The sequence below is a fragment of the Amycolatopsis sp. NPDC006131 genome (genome assembly GCF_040614175.1).
Taxonomy (GTDB): Bacteria; Actinomycetota; Actinomycetes; order Mycobacteriales; family Pseudonocardiaceae; genus Amycolatopsis_E; species Amycolatopsis_E tucumanensis.
In genome coordinates this window covers 21,395-39,072 of sequence record NZ_JBEXTX010000011.1, presented here as the reverse complement: position 1 = coordinate 39,072, position 17,678 = coordinate 21,395, and the positions used below count along the sequence as shown (strand labels likewise).

Annotated in this window: 17 protein-coding genes; 13 read left to right on the top strand and 4 right to left on the bottom strand. The window is 71.7% G+C overall.

Annotated features, from left to right (window positions below):
* Window positions 1–681 precede the first annotated feature (681 nt).
* Genes ABZ215_RS09025 through ABZ215_RS08990 form a run of 8 tightly spaced genes read left to right on the top strand, consistent with a single transcriptional unit; the run spans window position 682 to window position 9,386 of the window.
* The gene (locus ABZ215_RS09025) at window positions 682–948 is read left to right on the top strand and encodes a hypothetical protein (RefSeq protein WP_017987022.1); all 267 of its coding nucleotides are present in this window, start codon (window positions 682–684) and stop codon (window positions 946–948) included.
* Window positions 949–966: 18 nt separating this feature from the next.
* Entirely contained in the window at window positions 967–1,422 is a 456-nt protein-coding gene (locus ABZ215_RS09020; protein WP_020419723.1) for a hypothetical protein, read from the top strand.
* Between the two features lie 10 nt (window positions 1,423–1,432).
* A complete protein-coding gene (locus ABZ215_RS09015; protein ID WP_354948916.1) occupies window positions 1,433–4,372 on the top strand; it encodes an ATP-binding protein in 2,940 nt (979 codons plus the stop codon).
* Window positions 4,369–6,429 (top strand): magnesium transporter, encoded by a 2,061-nt coding sequence (locus tag ABZ215_RS09010; protein ID WP_354948914.1) that lies wholly within the window; start codon window positions 4,369–4,371, stop codon window positions 6,427–6,429. The genes ABZ215_RS09015 and ABZ215_RS09010 overlap by 4 nt, the downstream gene beginning before the upstream one ends.
* Window positions 6,430–6,434: 5 nt before the next feature.
* Window positions 6,435–7,031: a hypothetical protein gene (locus ABZ215_RS09005; protein ID WP_354948912.1), complete on the top strand. Its 597-nt coding sequence runs from the start codon at window positions 6,435–6,437 to the stop codon at window positions 7,029–7,031.
* Between the two features lie 3 nt (window positions 7,032–7,034).
* On the top strand, window positions 7,035–8,033 hold the full coding sequence (locus tag ABZ215_RS09000) for a C40 family peptidase (protein WP_237337642.1): 999 nt from the start codon (window positions 7,035–7,037) through the stop codon (window positions 8,031–8,033).
* Window positions 8,034–8,046: 13 nt separating this feature from the next.
* Window positions 8,047–9,138 carry a hypothetical protein gene (locus ABZ215_RS08995; RefSeq protein ID WP_354948910.1) on the top strand — a complete coding sequence of 364 codons (1,092 nt, stop codon included), beginning with the start codon at window positions 8,047–8,049 and terminating at the stop codon, window positions 9,136–9,138.
* Between the two features lie 50 nt (window positions 9,139–9,188).
* Window positions 9,189–9,386 (top strand): hypothetical protein, encoded by a 198-nt coding sequence (locus ABZ215_RS08990; protein ID WP_017987029.1) that lies wholly within the window; start codon window positions 9,189–9,191, stop codon window positions 9,384–9,386.
* A 51-nt stretch (window positions 9,387–9,437) separates the two neighbouring features.
* Here ABZ215_RS08990 and ABZ215_RS08985 read toward each other — a convergent pair whose 3' ends face one another.
* Window positions 9,438–9,830 (bottom strand): SCO5389 family protein, encoded by a 393-nt coding sequence (locus ABZ215_RS08985; protein WP_017987030.1) that lies wholly within the window; start codon window positions 9,828–9,830, stop codon window positions 9,438–9,440.
* 21 nt (window positions 9,831–9,851) lie between these two features.
* Window positions 9,852–10,814, bottom strand: coding sequence for an ATP-binding protein (locus tag ABZ215_RS08980; protein ID WP_354948908.1), 963 nt, complete (start codon window positions 10,812–10,814; stop codon window positions 9,852–9,854).
* 125 nt (window positions 10,815–10,939) lie between these two features.
* Here ABZ215_RS08980 and ABZ215_RS08975 point away from each other — a divergent pair, with 125 nt between their 5' ends.
* From ABZ215_RS08975 to ABZ215_RS08965, 3 genes are read left to right on the top strand one after another with little or no spacing between them, the layout of a single operon-like run.
* The gene (locus ABZ215_RS08975) at window positions 10,940–12,343 is read left to right on the top strand and encodes an RNB domain-containing ribonuclease (RefSeq protein ID WP_354948906.1); all 1,404 of its coding nucleotides are present in this window, start codon (window positions 10,940–10,942) and stop codon (window positions 12,341–12,343) included.
* Window positions 12,340–12,714, top strand: a complete 375-nt coding sequence (locus ABZ215_RS08970) for a DUF4326 domain-containing protein (protein WP_020419715.1) — start codon at window positions 12,340–12,342, stop codon at window positions 12,712–12,714. Before ABZ215_RS08975 ends, ABZ215_RS08970 begins: the two co-directional genes overlap by 4 nt.
* Window positions 12,711–13,481: a helical backbone metal receptor gene (locus tag ABZ215_RS08965; protein WP_354948904.1), complete on the top strand. Its 771-nt coding sequence runs from the start codon at window positions 12,711–12,713 to the stop codon at window positions 13,479–13,481. The genes ABZ215_RS08970 and ABZ215_RS08965 overlap by 4 nt, the downstream gene beginning before the upstream one ends.
* Here the strand turns inward: ABZ215_RS08965 and ABZ215_RS08960 are convergent.
* Window positions 13,468–14,196 (bottom strand): cache domain-containing protein, encoded by a 729-nt coding sequence (locus ABZ215_RS08960; RefSeq protein ID WP_123683775.1) that lies wholly within the window; start codon window positions 14,194–14,196, stop codon window positions 13,468–13,470. The genes ABZ215_RS08965 and ABZ215_RS08960 overlap by 14 nt on opposite strands.
* Window positions 14,197–14,230: 34 nt before the next feature.
* On the bottom strand, window positions 14,231–14,974 hold the full coding sequence (locus ABZ215_RS08955) for an FCD domain-containing protein (RefSeq protein ID WP_027932302.1): 744 nt from the start codon (window positions 14,972–14,974) through the stop codon (window positions 14,231–14,233).
* 132 nt (window positions 14,975–15,106) lie between these two features.
* Here ABZ215_RS08955 and ABZ215_RS08950 point away from each other — a divergent pair, with 132 nt between their 5' ends.
* A complete protein-coding gene (locus tag ABZ215_RS08950; protein WP_354948902.1) occupies window positions 15,107–16,528 on the top strand; it encodes a gamma-aminobutyraldehyde dehydrogenase in 1,422 nt (473 codons plus the stop codon).
* Window positions 16,529–16,533: 5 nt separating this feature from the next.
* The gene (locus ABZ215_RS08945) at window positions 16,534–17,604 is read left to right on the top strand and encodes an ABC transporter ATP-binding protein (protein ID WP_354948899.1); all 1,071 of its coding nucleotides are present in this window, start codon (window positions 16,534–16,536) and stop codon (window positions 17,602–17,604) included.
* Window positions 17,605–17,678: the final 74 nt, after the last annotated feature.

The following is a 17,678-nucleotide window of genomic DNA, read 5'->3' as shown; positions in this document are numbered from 1 at the left end:
GATCCGCCGCCCTGAAATCTCACCTTCCGTGAGGAAGCAAGCGTTCGCGCTCGCCCTCCGTCACCACCACGCCGCCGGAAAGCGCTCCCCAACCGTCCGCCACCGCGGTTCAGATCCCGATCACCCGCTGTTCACCGCGCCCTCCGGACCACCGCGTCCCATCGCGGCGCCCCAGGCAGTGAGCGCTTACACCTGAGTCCACCCGAAAGTGCGTACCGATCACGGATCGTGAGGGCAAAACGGGTCCACCTGGGCGCTCCGTGAGCGCGATCGCCGGATCGGATGATCGACTCGCCCGGAGAAGTCGTCACGCCCGGGTACGTGCCATGCGGCCGATTGGGGCATGCCACACTGTTGTCCGCGCCATCGAGGAGCGATACCGCGCACCCAGAGTGAAGCGTGACTGCGCCTGTGGGTGAGTCCCTACCCACACTAGGAAATCCGGGTGCAGGGGGTTAACCCTGAGCGGTCTTGCCACGATGATGGAGGGCGACGAGTTTAGGAGAAGTGGCCGTACTGTGCCTGGTGTGGATGGACTGCCGTTCGACAGAGAGCGCTTTGACCGTCACAGCTTGTGACGCCATGATGGGCTAGACAGACCGGACCGGACTTTCCGACCTCGTGGGCCTGCCCCGCGCCGACCCACCCGACACCCACACTCCTCGCACCTGGGAGTACGCGATGACCATGATGACACTTGTGCAGCAGCTGGCGCAGGGCGAGATCAGGACCCGTGGAGTCCAGCAGTGGCTCCTCGACAACATCATCCCCCTGGTCCTGCTCGCCGTCGCGCTGCTGCTGCTCTGGCTCGGTGGCGGCAAAGGCGACAACGCCGGAGTCATGCGCCGCCTGGCCGGTGTGGTGATCGCGCTCGCGATCGTCGGCCTCGCCGTGAGCGGGCTCGGCGTCAACGTCGGCGAGTGGATCGCCGGCTTGTTCACCAGCTGACGGCGCGGGGTAGCGCGCGTGCGGATTCGAACCGATGACGAGGTCTACCGGGTCGACGCGGTATGGCTCGGCCCGCCGAAGGCGACGTTCCCGTGGCGGGCCCGCTACGTGGCCTGGGGCGTCGGCATCCCGGTGTTCCTCGTCGTACTGGCGGTGGAGCGGCAGCTCGGCTTCGGGTTCGGCTTCTTCTCCACCGCGTGGGCGTTCGTCATCACGATCTTGATCACCCGGATGATCACCGCCAAGATCAGTCACGAGCGTCCGCTCGGAGCCGTCATGACGATGTGGCTGCGCGAGCTGCAGACGCCCCGCGAGAAGACCTCCGGAGAGGGCGGTGCGGTCACGGCCACGAAGATCCGCGTGCGGAACCAGCGGCCGCTGCCCAAGCACAAACGGCACCTCGCTCCGGCGGGGTCGCATCCTCACCACCAGCCAGCACGACCGCGTGGCGCGCGCACTTCGGCGCCACGGTAGGAGGTAGGGGTTGTTCGGAAGCGGCGGACGCCGGAAGGCCGGGAAGTCCGACCCGAGCGGGGCTGCGCAGTGGCCGCCGCAGCCGGGTCGCGCCCCCGGCAAGCAGGGCCGCCGGCTCCCCGGTGAGCAGGCGATTCCCACCTATACCCCGTCGATCTCCCTGCGAACCATCGACGGGCACCTGGTGCGCACCGAGAACGAGGTCTACGCCTGGTACCGGCTGGCGCCGCAGCGGTGGTCGTTCCGGTCGGACTCGCAGCGGCGCGACCTGATCGCCGCGATCGCGGGCCAGTACGCCGAGCTGCAGGGCCGCTGGCTGCACCTGCGCGTCACCACCCGCCCGTACCCGATCCGGATGTGGGCCGAGGCGCACGTCCACAACGCCATCCGCCGGCCGCCGGACGTGCCCGGCGCGCTGTCGTTCGACGACTACCTGATCGGCGAGCAGCAGCAGCTCCTCGGCCGGTCGATGGCCGAAAAAGAGGTCTACATCGGGGTGCAGGTGCAGACCAGGCGGGTCGTCGACCGCGCGGTCGAGCGCGCCGCCCCGCTGCTGCGCCGCATCCTGCCCGAGGCCGTCGACGCCGAGCTGGCCGCGCTGGACTCCGAGGTCGAGCACCTGGACCAGGTGATCGGATCGTCCGGCCTGGAGGGCCGCCCGGTGCACGCCGAGGAGATGTCCTGGCTGATGCACCGCTCGTGTTCGCTCGGCCTGCCCGCGCCCCGGCACCTGCCCGCCGTGCCCGGCGCGGCGTGGGAGCCGGAGGACCTGGCCAGCTTCACCGACGCGGCGGACTTCCACGCCGAGCCGTACGCGCCGACGCTCACCGTGCGTGGCCGCACCGGGTCGAACGCCGGGGTGCAGCGGCACCTCGCGGTGCTGACCGTCGGCCAGATGCACGGCCTGCAGATCCCCGAGGTCGACGACCCGTGGGTGCAGCACGCGGACCGGCTGCCCGCCTCGGTGGAGTGGTCGGCCCGCATTTACGTGCGCCGCCCCGAGGAGGTGGCCGGCGAGCTGCAGCGCCAGATGAACAAGGTGCGCTCGCAGGTCAAGCACTACACCGACGAGCACGAGCTGGAGCCGCCGCAGTCGCTGGCGCGGCAGGCGACCCGCGTGCTGGAGATCGACGACGAGATGACGTCGGGCTTCACCGCGCTCGCCACGCGCGTGCGGTCGTGGTGGCGGCTGGCGGTGTCCGGCGACAGCGAGCGCGAGGCGCTGCGGCTGGCCCAGCAGCTGCTCGACCTGTACAAGCCGAAGATCGCGATCGAGCACCCGGAGGCGCAGTACGCGCTGGCGCGGGAGTTCATCCCGGGCGAGCCGCTGTCCTCGTCGGCGTACATGCGCCGCGGTTCGGTGGTGTGGGCCGCGGCGGCGGTGCCGACGGCGACGGCCGAGGTCGGCGACCGGCGCGGCATCCTGCTCGGCGAGACGGTCACCGCCACCCGGCGCCCGGTCGCCTGGGACCCGTGGATGGCGCAGGAGATCCGGGACGGCTCCGGTCTGACCGCGATGGTCGCCGGTCTCGGTGGCGGCAAGTCGTTCCTCGGCGGCGGCATCGTCTACAAGACGTTGCGGGCCGGGGCGCACTGGACGCTGCTGGACCCGTCCGGTCCGCTGTCCCGGTTGTGCGACCTGCCGGAGATCCGGCCGTACGCGCGGCCCATCAACTTGCTGAATGCACAACCCGGCATCCTGAACCCGTACCGGGTGGTGGCCGAGCCGCTGCTCGAGCACTTCATGGACGAGGAGGACCCGGAGCGGGCGTGGCGGCGCGAGCGGGCGCTGGCCGGCGCGACCCGGCGGCGGCTCGTGCTGGACGTGCTCACCGGTGTGCTGCCGTACGAGGTCGCGCGGATGCCGCAGAGCCGGATCGTGCTGCTGCGGGCGGTGCGGGCCGTCGGCGGCCGGTACGACGCCGACCCCGGCCAGGTGATCGACGCGCTGCGCCGGGACTCCAGCGAGCACCACGAGCACGCGGTCGTGGTGGCGGACTTCCTGGACGAGATGCGCGAGCGCATGTCGCTGCTGATCCCCGAGAACGACGCCGACCCGTACTCGGAGACGCGGGACGACCGGCTGACGGTCCTGACGATGGCCGGGCTGACGCTGCCCAAGGACGGCGTCGGCCGCGAGCACTGGACCGACGCCGAGGCGCTCGGTGTCGAGATGCTGAACCTGGCGGCGTGGCTGACGCAGCGGTCGGTGTACGAGAAGCCGAAGGACCTGCGCAAGGGCGTGTGGATCGACGAGGCGTTCTTCCTGTCCGAGGTGCCGACCGGTCGGGTGCTGATGAACCGGTTCGCGCGTGACTCGCGGAAGTGGAACGTCCGGGTGCTGCTGTCCTCGCAGATCCCGGCGGACTTCCTGAAGATCCAGGGTTTCGTCGCGCTGCTCGACTCGGTGTTCGTCGGGCGCCTCGACGACGACGAGGCGCAGGCCGACGCGCTGCGGTTGTTGAAGGTGCCGGTCGGGGTCGGGTACGAGCAGGTGGTCGCGTCGCTGGGCAGGCGGCCCGGCGCGCAGCGCGGCCTGGAGCGCGACCGCGAGCCGAGGCAGTTCATCTTCGGCGACGGCGCCGGTGGCGTGGAGCGGATCCGGGTGGACTTCTCCGGGCCGCACCTGGCCCACCTGCGCGCGTCGCTGGACACGACGCCGGGCTCGAAGGACGCCCTGCCCGCGGACACGCACGCCCGGGACGCGGAGCCCCCGCGCGAGCAGCAGCACGTGGCGGCCCCGCCACCGGACGACGAGCTCGAGCCGGACCTGGAGCTGGCCGCCGAGCGCGATCTGGGGCTGACGGAGGAGCAGATCCTGGCCGAGGACGTGCCGGGCTCCGGGAGTTCCGGCGGTTCGGCGGGCGCGGCGGGCTCCGGTGGCTCCGGTGGCTCCGCCGAGGGCGAACGAGCCGGTGCGGGCAAGCGCGGCGGCTGGGACGCCGCATGACGCTCGTGACGATCCTGAGCGTGCTAGCGCTGGCCGGTGGCTGGCACGCGCTGCGAAGGGGCTTGAAGAACCGGGGCAGCCGGCGAAAGAGACCGTCCCGCTGGGCGGCCGTCGTGGCGGTCGCACTGCTGATGGGCTTCCAGACGACGGTGATGGCACCATCCGCCTCAGCAGCGGCCTGTGGCGACGCACCGATCCCGGAGCGACCGGGCTCGGGCCTCGTCGGCGCGCTGGACCCGCCACGCAGTCATGGAGAAGCGGGAAGCGCGTACTACGACTACAGCTACGCGGGCCTGGTCTGGTACGTCTACCAGACCGACTGCGGTCCGTTGTCGGGAATCACGAGTCCCAACACCACGATCGACACGTGGGCGGGCAACCAGGCCTTCAACATCGGCAAGAACATCGTCGGGGCGACCAACTCCCTGCACTACACCGTGCTCGAAGGCGGTCTGCTGAACCCGATCTACGGCGCTGTGAAGTCCGGGGCCGAAAAGGTCTACAACAACATCTACGCCCAGTTGTTCGGTCTCGTGGCGCTCCTGCTGGCGATCGTCATGTTCCGCAACATCTGGCGTGGCGACCTCGCGGCGGTCGGCAAACGCGGGCTCTACGCCCTCGCCGCGGTCTGGCTCGCGGCATCGTCGATGGCGATGCTCAGATATCTCGAACCGTTGGACGACGCGATCGTCAAGACGTCGACGAACATCCAGGCGGGGTTCATCGACGACTCGGAGAACCGGGTCATCTGGGAGGTCCTGCCGACCGACCTGCACAACCAAGTCATCTACAACAACTGGCTGCGGGGCGAGTTCGGAGCGCCGGACTCCCCGCAGGCGCAGCAGTTCGGCCGGCCGCTGCTCGATGCCCAGGCCTTCACGTGGACCCAGGTCCGCAACGGGGACGACGCGAACCAGAGCGTCGTGGACGCCAAGAAGGCGGCCTACAAGAACATCTCGACTCAGCTCGGTCCGGCGACGCCCTACTTCACCGGTGAAGGCGGCAGCCGCACCGGCTCCGGGTTCCTGGCGCTCGGCCAGAGCCTGGTCTACGCCTTGTTCCAGTTGCTGGCGAAGGCGTCCGTGTTGCTGGCGCAGGTACTGATCCGGCTCTTCGTGCTCACCGCGCCGCTGATCGGACTCGTCGCGCTCCTGCACCACGACCTGCTGCGCCGGGTAGCCCGGGTCCTCGGGGCGGTCGGCTTCAACCTGCTCGTCCTCTCCGTGCTCGCCGGTGTGCACGCCCTTCTCCTGCAGGCGATCTTCGCCGCGGGGAGCTCGCTGTCGATCCTCACCCAGATGGTCATGGCGGGCCTCGTGACCGTCCTGCTGTTCCTCGTCGGCAGGCCGGTTCGCCGCCTCTGGCAGATGGTCGAGATGTCCGTCGGCATGGTCGGGTCCTCCATTCCGGCCCCGAGCGGCGGCCTGTTCAGCCGCTTCCGGAAGAAGCAGGGGCCGACGCCGCAGGACGAGTTCTGGGAGAGCGTCCGCGAGGGCGAGGAGAGCGAGGTCGCCAGCCCGACCGGGTCGGCGGGCCGTGGGCGTCCCGAGGCGACCGTCTTCGCCACGGCCCAGCGTCTCGACGGCGCCGGCGCCATGGCCGCCCGCCCCGCCGCCGCCTGGTCCGGCGCGCCCTGGCCCGGCGGTGGGCCGGCGTTGCCCGGGCACCCCAGGCCGGGCCTGCCCGCCGGCGGTGGCCACCAGCCCGCGTACGCCGGTTACGCCCCGGAAGGCGCGGACCCGGACGCGTTCGTCTACTCCGCCCCGCCCGGCACCACCCGCCGCGCGGACGGCTGGATGCCGCCCGTCGCGCAGCGGCCCAGCCGCCGCGTCGACACCTCGCCCGTCTACGACCGCGGCTGGGACGAACCCGACCCTGTGGTCGTCCCGTCGCGCATCTCGCGGCCGGGCATGAGCGCCACCCCCGCCCAGCGGCCGGAACCGCGCCGCGCCGGGCGGGAACTCGTCGGCGGCAAGCCGGTCCACGTGCTGTACCGGCCTTCGCGCGGGCTCGAGGTGCGCGACGACTCCCGTGACACCGACCGGATCGTGCGGTGATGTAGATGCCGATCCGGACCAACCGCGGCCGCGCCGCCGTCTACCGCCGCATCTGGGGTTTCCCGCTGCGCTCGCCCGCCCACCTCGTCGGCACCGCCGTCGCGGTGATCGCGCTGATCGTGGCCATCGGCATCGTCGTGCCGCAGCTCCTGGGCAACCCGAACCGCTCCGGGCCGACGCCGGTCCGCATCCAGGACCCCGGCGCCAGCAGCAGCCCGACCAGCGCGGGCTCCTCGCCCGCCCCGATGTCGACCCGGCTCACCGCGCCCCTGCTGCAGCCGACCTCCGCCGCGCCGGACCCGGCGGCCCTGCAGACCGCGAAGCAGTGGGCCACCGCGTGGGCCACCCACCCGGCAGGCATGACCAACGCGCAGTGGCTGGAGGGCCTCCGTCCACTCACGACGGAGGAGTACCTGCCGGAGATGTCCACTGTGGACCCCGCGAACATCCCGGCCACCAGGGTCACCGGCGAACCCACCGTCACGAGGTCCTACACCAGTTCCGTCGAGGTGCTCGTGCCGACCGACGGCCCGCAGCTGTCGATCACCGTCGCGAAGACCCCGTCCGGCTGGCTCGTCACCGGCTACGACCAGGCGAGCTGACCCATGCGGCTGGGTGTCCTCGTCGGCGTTCTCGTCGCCGTTCTCTTCGCCGGGGTCGCGACCGTCGGTGTCGTGACGAAGGTCGTCAGCGACCAGCAGCAGGCCCAGATGCAGGCCGCCTACACCAACGTCAGCTGCGACGCGGCGATCGGCCCGAGCGTGCCGGGCACCGACCACGGCGCCGCGCAGGCCGCGAAGCTCAACGACGAGCAGCGCTACATCATCAGCCAGATCATCGAGATCGGCAAGCAGCGCGGCCTTTCCCCGCGCGCGTGGCAGATCGCGATCCAGGCCGGCATGACCGAGTCCGGCATGCGGAACCTGAACTACGGCGACCGCGACTCGCTGGGCATCTTCCAGATGCGCCCGTCGATGGGCTGGGGCACGCCAGCGCAGCTGCAGGACATCCCGTACCAGATCAACAAGTTCTACAACGTCCTGCTCACCGTGCCGGACTGGGACAAGCAGCGTCCCGGCGCGTCGGCGCAGGACGTGGAGCGGTCGGCGTTCCCCGAGCGCTACCACAAGTGGGAGCAGATGGCGGCCCACCTGGTGGAGAACCTGGGCCAGGTCGCGGACATGGTCGGCTGCGGTCAGAGCGCGGGCCTGGTGCTGCCGCCCAACAACGCCGCGGCCGCCGCGATCCAGTTCGCGCTGGGGGAGCAGGGCAAGCCGTACGTGTGGGGCGCGACCGGGCCGAACTCCTACGACTGCTCCGGACTGATGCTGCGCGCCTACGAGGCGGCGGGCATCACGCTCAGCCGGGTGTCGCGGGACCAGTACAAGAACGGCGCGATGCTTCCGGTGCGTGACGCCCAGCCCGGTGACCTGCTCTTCTGGGCGTACGACCCGTCGAACCCGGCGACCATCCACCACGTCGCGATGTACCTTGGCGACGGGAAGATCGTGGAGGCCCAGCAGACCGGCGTGCCGGTGCACACCCGGAAGGTCTCCTGGAACGAAGACGAGCTTGTGCCGCAGGCAGTCCGGCCCGGCGTGTAGAAGGTGGTGCCCCGTGGCGAAGAAGTTCGGTAAGCGCAACAAGAAGCCGGCGCAACTCAACGACCTGTTCGGCGCCCCGCCGCCCCCGCCGCGGCCGGGCCCGCCCGCGTCGAGCACGCCCCTGGCGGACTACCTGTCGCAGGGGTTGCCGGGTGTGGACGAGGGTTACGTCGTGCTGCCGCGTTCGCTGGCGGAGTCGATGTCGCTGCCATGGCAGCAGCAGATGGCCGGGTTGCTGTCGCAGTTCCACCAGACGCACCGGTCGCTGTCGTGGCCGGTTTACCGCACCGTGCCGTCGCGCTACGAGAAGCTCGTCGACCTGGACGAGGAGCAGCTCGCCGAGGTCGGCTACCTGGTCGAGATCGACGCCGACGGCGACATGGTCTACCGCGAGCGCAGCGGGCGGAAGGTGGAGGAGCCGGAGAACACGACCGTCCTGGTGCCCTGCCTCGACCCGATCCCGCCGCGCGGACAGGCCCGCCGGGAGGCGGCGGCGCCCGCCCCGGATGCGGACGTCCCCCGCGCCGCCCCGATGATCATCCCGCCCGCGCCGGTGTGGCGGACCACGCCGACCACGCCGTCGCCGGAGGTGCCGCCGCTGCCGGAGCCGCCGAAGAAGCTCGCCGCGCCACGCACACCACCCGGAACGGGCCCGGCCGCGCCCGATGCCGGTTCGCCCGCCGCGCCGGCTGGAGTCGCGATGCCGGGTCAGGGCACGTCGCCTGGAACCGGCCCGGCCGCTCCGGCTGGAGCTGCGATGCCGGGCCAGCCCGGCCCCGCCGCGCACGAGACCGGTTCTGCCGCTCCGGCTGGAGCCGCGATGCCGGGCACGCCGCCCGAGCAGCCGCAGCGCGTGACGAACCCGCAGGCCTGGCGCACGATGGAGCCCCCGGAGGAGCCGCCCCGGTTCACCGAGCCGCTGCCCCCGCAACCCCAGCCGACCCCGGCGGCCGGCATCCCGCTCACCCGGCCCACCGACCCGGAGCCGACGCCGCCGCGGGGCACGCCGCAGGCGAACCGCGACTGGTTCGAGCCGGACAACCCGGAGCACGAGTTCGGCCCGACCGGCCAGCCGACGGAGCTGCCGTACCGCTACCGCCCCTGACCGGCGCGGTGCCGCTGGCGCCGCCCGCCGCCGGGTGCGAAGCTCGCTCTATGGCGAAGAGCAAGGACCCGAACCCGGACCAGGGCTGGTACTACAACACCCGCACCGGCGAGGTCGAGCACCTCGAGCGGTCGCGGTCCATCGACCTCCTCGGCCCCTACCCCGACGAGGCCACGGCCAAGCGCGCGCTCGAGATCGCCCGTGAGCGCACCAAGAAGGCCGACGAGGAAGACGCCAAGTGGCGCTGACGTGACAGGGCCCCGGACCGCAACCGGTCCGGGGCCCTTCTCGAAAAAGCCTCAGCAGTCGCGCAGCGCGGGGCTCTGGTTGCGCAGCTGGCCGGCCGGCGAGATGAACTCCCGGTACGCGTCGCTGTCCACGGCGGCCGGGCGGAAGGCCGCGACGCGGTGGCAGTTCTGGAACGCCAGCTTCATGCCGAAGTGCCGCTCCAGCCCGCCGCGGATCGCGTCCGAAGCCAGCGCCCGCAGCAGCTGGCCCCGCTCCTTCTCGCTCGGCGGCGGGGTCGCGTGGTCGGCGAAGTCGGCGGCGCCGCCCTCGAGGTCCGCGGCCACTTCGCTGATCACCTGCCACGCGTAGGGCAGCGAGTCGCGCACGCAGGCGACGAACTCGGCGTCGCTCACCTCACCGGATTCGGCGCGGGCGAGCAGGTCGGCGGGTACATCGAGGGACATCGTGCTCCTTTCGATTTCTTCCTACGCCCCGGCCAGCGCTGGCGGGCCGGGCACGAACTCGGGGTCCACCTGCTCGGCCAGGTCCTGTCCCGCGCGCTCGTTGCCCCACGACCGGGCGTTGCGCAGGTGGAACTCGACGGCCTGGCGGTGGAACTTCGCCCAGTCCCGCGGTGTGGCATCCACAGTGGACTGGATGGTGGCGAGGGCGTCCAGGTTGTGCGGCTCCAGCGCGGTGATCGGCCGCGCCCGGCCGCGTTCGGCGGCGCGCACGTGCGACGACCCGGACAGCCAGCACAGCAGGTCCGAGCCCAGCTGGTCGCGCAGGAACTCGACGTCCTCGTCGTCGGTGACCTTGTTGCCGACCACCGCGAGCCGCACGCCGAAGTCACGCGCGTACTCGGCGTACTGCCGGTACACGCCGACGCTGCGCAGCGTCGGCTCGCACACCAGGAACGTCACGTCGAAGCGGGTGAACAGGCCGGAGGCGAACGCGTCGGCGCCCGCGGTCATGTCCATCACGACGTACTCGCCCGCGTCGTCGACCAGGTGGTTCAGCAGCAGCTCCGCCGCGCCGACCTTCGAGTGGTAGCAGGCCACGCCCAGGTCGTCCTCGGTGAACTGCCCGGTCACGCCCAGCCGCACCCCGGCGACGTCGCGGAAGCACGCCGCGAAGACCGGGTTGTCCTCGAACGGCCGCACCAGCCGCGACCCGCGCCCCGGCGGCGTCGTCTTGATCATCGCCTCGGCGCTGGTGATCCGCGGGTTGTCGCCGCGCAGCCAGTCCTTGATCAGGGGGAGGTGCTCGCCGAGCGTCGGCAGCGCGGCCGCCTCCTCCGCGGACGCGCCCAGCGCGACGGCGAGGTGCTGGTTGATGTCGGCGTCGATGGCCAGTACGGGGTGGCCGGAACCGGAGAGATAAGCGGCGAACAGCGAGGTCAGCGTCGTCTTCCCGCTTCCGCCCTTGCCGACAAAGGCGACTTTCACAGTGTGCGCACCCTTCATATAGATGAAAACGATATCGCTTTTCGACGGTGTGCGGGCAAGATACACCCGTCCGGCTCAACCCCGAACGGGCGACCGGAACGGCCATACCGGGTTAGGGTCTAGGTGTGCCCCACGTCGTGACCAGCACGAACTCGGCGGACGGCGGCTTCGCCCGGCTGCGCGCCGAGTTCGAGCTGCCGGAGGACTTCGACCCGGCCGTACTGGCCGAGGCCGAGGGCGTCGTGATGGACCCGTCCGAGTTCGCGGCCGACCGCGCCGACGCCACCGACCTGCCCCTGGTCACGCTCGATCCGCCGGGCGCGAAGGACCTCGACCAGGCCGTCCTCATCGAGCGGCGGTCCGGCGGCTTCCGCGTGCACTACGCGATCGCCGACCTCGCCGCGTTCGTCGCGCCGGGCGGCCTGATCGACCGGGAGGCCCGCCGCCGCGGCCAGACCCTCTACCTGCCCGACGGCACCGTGCCGCTGCACCCGCCGGTGCTGTCCGAGGGCGCGGCGAGCCTGCTGCCGCGCGAGGTCCGGCCCGCCGTGCTGTGGACCCTCGACCTCGACCGCGACGGCGAACTCACGCACGCCACCGTGCGCCGCGCGCTCGTCCGCTCCACCGACCAACTCGACTACGCGACCGAGGACCCGGCCGCGCCGCACCCGTCGATCGCCGCCCTGCCCGAGCTGGGCACGCTCCGCCGTGAACTGGCGGTGCGCCGCGGCGCGGTCGAACCGCAGCTGCCGGACCGGATCATCGGCGCGAACGGCGGCGACTGGGTGCTCGGCATGCGGCCGCGCACGAGACTCGAGGCCTGGAACGCCGAGATCTCCCTGCTCACCGGAATGGCCGCGGCGCGGATGATGATCGACGCGAAGATCGGCCTGCTGCGCACCCTGCCCGAGCCGGACGCCGAGACGCTCCAGTGGCTGCGCGGCGCGGCCCGCGCGCTGGGCATCGACTGGCCGGCCGGGGCGAGCGTGGCCGAGCTGCTCGCCGGGCTCGACCCCGCCCAGCCGGAGTCGATGGCCTTCTACACCGACACCACCCGCCTGCTGCGCGGCGCCGGCTACACCACCTTCGACGGCGAACTGCCCGAGGTCGTCACGCACGCCGGCATCGGCGCCCCGTACGCGCACGTCACCGCGCCCATCCGGCGACTGGCCGACCGCTTCGCCACCGAGGTCTGCCTGGCCGTCAACGCCGGCGAGCCGGTTCCCGCGTGGGCCCGCGCCGCGCTGACCGAGCTGCCCGGTCTGATGAACGCGTCGGACCTGCTCGCCGCACGGGTCGAGAAGGCCTGCCTGGACCAGGTCGAGGCGTGGATGCTGGCCGACCGCGTCGGCGAGACCTTCGAGGCGGTCGTCCTGCGGGCGGAGGAGAACCGCGCGGAGATCCTGCTGGCCGATCCGCCGGTGATGGCGCGGTGCGCGGGGGAGAACCTGCCGGAGGGCCGCCGCATCAGCGTCCGGCTGACCGCGGTGGACGTCGACAAGCGGAAGGTGTCGTTCGAGCGGGCATGAGCGACTGGACCGACGAGGAACGCGAGCTGGCGCAGCGCGTGCGCGACGGCCACGCGGTGGTCGTCAACGTGCGGAAATCGGGGCCGCACAAGCACCTCGTGCCGTGGCTCGTGGAGAACGACCTGATCACCTACATCGGGCACCGGGGCAACCGGCACTCCTGGCCGGAGTCCGACTTCGCGAACCCGTTCGTCAAGGAGGGCAAGACCGACCGCGCCGCCATGGTGCGGCACTACCGCGAGTACCTGGACGGGCGGCCGGACCTGCTGGACCGGCTCGGCGAGCTGTCCGGCCGGGCGCTGGGCTGCTGGTGCGCGCCGGAACCCTGCCACGGCGACGTCCTGCTGGAACACCTCGAAGGAGACCGATGACGCTGTTCGACGACCTCGGCGAGGACGTGCCGCTGCGTGGCGCGCCCCAGCGCGTGGTCTCGCTGGTCCCGGCGCTGACGGAAGCGGTCGAGGCGACCGTGCCGGGCCGCATCTCCGGCGCCACCGACTACTGCACCCACCCGGACAGCCTCCAGGTGTCGCGGGTGGGCGGCTCGAAGTACCCGAAGGTCGACGACGTCCTCGCGCTGCGCCCGGACCTGGTGCTCGCCAACTCCGAGGAAAACCGCCCGGAGGACGTGGAACGCCTGCGCGCCAACGGAGTTCCGGTGTGGGTGATGGAGGCGCCGGCGACCGTTCCGCACGCGCTGGCGTCGCTGCGCCGCCTGCTGACCCAGGCCTTCGAGGTGTCCGAACCGGACTGGCTGGTGACCGCCGAGGAGCTGTGGCGGGAGGCGGCTCCCGAGCGCGTGCGTGCCGTGATTCCGGTGTGGCGCAAGCCGTGGATCGTGCTCGGCCGGGACACGTTCGGCGGCGACGTGCTGCACCGCCTCGGAGTCGCCAACGTCTACGCCGACCACGAAGACCGGTACCCGCGCCCGAAGATCGACGAGCTGCGGGCGCGGTTCGCCGACGGCGCCGACCTGCTGGTGCTGCCCGACGAGCCGTACCTGTTCACCGACATCGACGGCCCCGAGGCGTTCCCGGACGTGCCGTACGTGCTGGTCTCCGGCCGCTACCTGACCTGGTACGGACCGTCCCTCGTGGACGCCCACCGCGAGCTGTCGGCGGCGTTCAGCGCCTGGTGACCAGCAGCGCGATCGGCGCGTCCCCACAGCGCAGCAGCACCGTGTCCGCGTCGTGCACCGGCTGCGCGCCGCCGTTCCACCAGGACGCGATGTCCGGATCCCGCACCAGCGAACCGGTCGCCTGACGGGCGGTGTTGGCGGCGATCACGCGGCCCTGCGCGTTGATCACCGCCGCCCGTCCGTCGACGCGCCGCAGCTTCGGCAGCAGCAGCCGCTCGAACTCGTGCACGAACACGTCCGCGCCGACGACCCCGGCGAACGCGCCGTCGCGCAGCACCGGGACGGTGAAGGTCAGCGTGTACTCGTCGGTGCACAGGTAGTCGACGTACGGCCCGGTGATGTGGCGGCGGCCGGAATCGCGCGGCACGGTGAACCACGACTGCCGCGTGTAGTCCAGGAAGTGGTCACTGGCCGGGTCGAGGCTGATGAACAGCTGCGCGGGCGGCCCGCCCGGCGTGCAGGTCCACCACTCGAAGCCGAAGCGCTGGTCGGCGAGCGCGTCCGGGGCGGCGATGAAACCGGCGCCCACCACCCGTTCGCCGAGCGCCGCGAGCACGTCCGGGCGCAGCGCGTCCAGGTCGGCGGCGCGGACCGGGCCCGGTCTGCCGAGGATCGCGGTGGCCGCGGCGACCGCGGGCGCGAGCCGCCCGAAGACGCCCTCGACGATGCCGGACACCTCTTCGGCGATGTCCTCGCCGGCCAGCGTGTCGTTCACGTTGCCGCCCCTGGTGTAGTCGAGGTGTCGAAGCTTAGGACCCGAGTAGGTCAAGATGCACCTCACCCAATCGGTCGATGGTGTCCAGGATGTGCTGCTCGGTCAGCTTGCGGGCGAGTTCGCCGTCGGCCTGGGCGATCGCGGCGGCGATGGCCCGGTGCTCAGTGCACGCCGTCACCGGATCGTGGTGCCCGAGCGGCAGCCACAGCAGCGCGCCCTGTTCGCTCTGCAACCGGATCTCCTGGTGCGTGAGGCGCGGGGACTGGGACGCGGCGGCGACCTCCAGGTGGAACTGCCGCTCGGCGCGGGCGGCCGCGGTGCCGGCCGCGCCGTCCATGTCCTCGGCGGCGAGCTGGAGGCGCGCGATGTCCTCGGTGGAGCTGCGCTCGGCCGCCAGCCGAGCCGCGGCGCCCGCGATCGCCACGTAGTCGTCGCCGATGTCCCGCAGCTCGCTGAGCGAGACCTCGCGCAGGCGCGCCCGCCACGTCTCGTCGTTCTCCTCCGGCGGCGCGCAGACGAAGCTGCCGCCGCCGCGGCCTCTCTTCGTCTGCACCAGACCCTGCTGGCGCAGGGCCACCAGCGCCTCCCGCACGGTCACGGTCGACACCCCGAACTGCTCGGCGAGCTCGGCCTCGCTCGGCAGTTGCTCCTGGTCAGCGAGGACACCCAGCGTGATCGCGTCCACCAGCCGCCGGGCGACGAGCTCGGCCCGCCCGGTCTGGTCCAGGGGCGCGAACAGGACTGATCGCGCGCTGGGGGACGTCAACGGCCTTCGCATCGGGCTCCTTCTTTCGGGTACCGCCGCGAACAATCCTGCCTCAAAGACTTGTCCTATGAAATATGGTCTTATATGTTTTCCGGCCATCGGGGTACCGACCCGCACCGTCCCCGCTGAGCCAGGAGCCTGCCCGTGCACCAGCTGAAGCACTTCATCGACGGCGAACCCGCGGATTCCGCGGACGGCGCCGTCGCCGAGATCATCGATCCGGTCACCGGACGGCCGTACTGCACCGCGCCGGTCGGCGGCGCGCAGGACGTGGACCGCGCCCTGCGTGCGGCGGCCCGGGCCTTCGAGCAGTGGCGCGAGACCACGCCGGGCGACCGCCAGGCCGCGTTGCTGAAGATCGCCGACGCCGTCGAGCGCCGCGCCGAGGAGATCGTCCGCGTGGAGTCGGCGAACACGGGCAAGCCGCTGGCCGTGACCACGGCCGAGGAGATCCCGGTGCTCGTCGACCAGTTGCGGTTCTTCGCCGGGGCCGCCCGCGCGCTGGAGGGCCGCGCCGCCGGCGAGTACCTCACCGGGCACACCTCCTACGTCCGGCGCGAGCCGATCGGGGTGTGCGCCCAGGTGACGCCGTGGAACTACCCGCTGATGATGGCGATCTGGAAGATCGCGCCGGCGCTGGCGGCCGGGAACACGGTGGTGCTCAAGCCGTCCGACACGACGCCGGCGTCCACTGTGCTCCTCGCCGAGATCGCCGCGGAGTTCCTGCCGCCGGGCGTGCTCAACGTCGTCTGCGGTGACCGGGCGACCGGCCGGGCGCTGGTCGAGCACGACATCCCGGCGATGGTGTCGATCACCGGTTCGGTCCGGGCAGGCATCGAGGTCGCCGGCTCCGCGGCCGCCGACCTCAAGCGCGTCCACCTGGAACTCGGGGGCAAGGCGCCGGTGATCGTCTTCCCGGACGCCGACATCGACGACGCGGCCGAGACCATCGCGGGCGCCGGGTTCTTCAACGCCGGCCAGGACTGCACGGCCGCCACCCGCGTGCTGGTCCACGACGACGTGCACGACGAGTTCGTGGCCGCGCTGACCCGGCACGCCGAGGCGACGAAGACCGGACTGCCGGACGACCCGGACGTGCTCTACGGGCCGCTCAACAGCGCCGCGCACCTCGCGAAGGTCGCCGGGTTCATCGAGCGGCTGCCCGCGCACGCGACCGTCCACACGGGCGGTAAGCGCGCCCGCGACGAGGGTTTCTTCTTCGAACCCACCGTGGTGTCCGGGGTCCGGCAGGACGACGAGATCTCGCAGAACGAGGTGTTCGGTCCGGTCATCACGGTGCAGCGGTTCAGCGGCGACGACGAGGCGCTGGCGGCCGCCAACGGCGTCGAGTACGGGCTCGCGTCGTCGATCTGGACCGCCGACCACCGCCGCGCGATGCGCCTGTCCGCGAAGCTCGACTTCGGCTGCGTGTGGATCAACACGCACATCCCGCTGGTGGCCGAGATGCCGCACGGCGGGTTCAAGAAGTCCGGCTACGGCAAGGACCTCTCGCTGTACGGGCTCGAGGACTACACCCGCGTCAAGCACGTCATGACGGCCTGGTGATCGACATGTCGCCCAACCAAGCTCCCGCACTGGCCGAGAAGACCGCCCCGGCGGAGACCACGAGCGCGATCCGGCTGCGTGGCCTGCGCAAGGAGTTCGGCTCCGTGGTCGCCGTCGAGGGCGTCGACCTGGACATCGCGCAGGGCGAGTTCTTCTCGATGCTCGGCCCGTCCGGCTCGGGCAAGACGACCGTGCTGCGCATGATCGCCGGGTTCGAGCTGCCCACGTCCGGGACGGTCGAACTGGCCGGCCGCGACGTCACCCGGCTGGCGCCGTTCGAGCGGGACGTCAACACCGTGTTCCAGGACTACGCGCTCTTCCCGCACATGACGGTGCAGCAGAACGTCGAGTACGGGTTGCGGGTCAAGAAGGTGCCCCGCGCGCAACGCCGCGAACGCGCCCGCGAGGCGCTGCGGACCGTCCACTTGGAAGGGTTCGAGGGCCGCAAACTGACGCAGCTCTCCGGCGGTCAGCGGCAACGCGTCGCACTGGCCCGCGCGCTCGTCAACCGACCCAAGGTGCTGCTGCTCGACGAGCCACTCGGCGCGCTGGACCTGAAACTGCGGCACGCCATGCAGACCGAGCTGAAGCAGATCCAGCGCGACGTCGGCATCACGTTCATCTTCGTGACGCACGACCAGGACGAGGCGCTGACGATGAGCGACCGGATCGCCGTGTTCAACACCGGCGGGATCGAACAGGTCGGCACGCCGAGCGAGGTGTACGAGGAGCCGGCGACCGCGTTCGTCGCCGGGTTCGTCGGCACGTCGAACCTGCTGTCCGGCGACAGCGCCGAGGCGGTGCTCGGCACGCGCGGCGTGTTCAGCATCCGGCCGGAAAAGATCCGCATCGATCCGGACCTGTCACAGCCGGCCGCGGTCGGCGAGATCTCCGCGACGGGCACGGTGACCAGCACCTCCTACGCCGGCGCCACAGTTCGCTACGTGGTGGCGCTGGACGTCGGCGGGCAGCTCTCGGTGGTCCGGCAGAACGCCGGAGCACCCCTCGAACTTGCCGACAACCGAGTCCGCCTGTGTTGGCGGCAAGAGCACAACTTCCGCATCAAAGACACATGAGCAGCGGCCTATGTGGGATCGCCTCCTCATGAATCCCCGCCCGCCGGCCCGACCACCACCCCTGGCGGACGCGC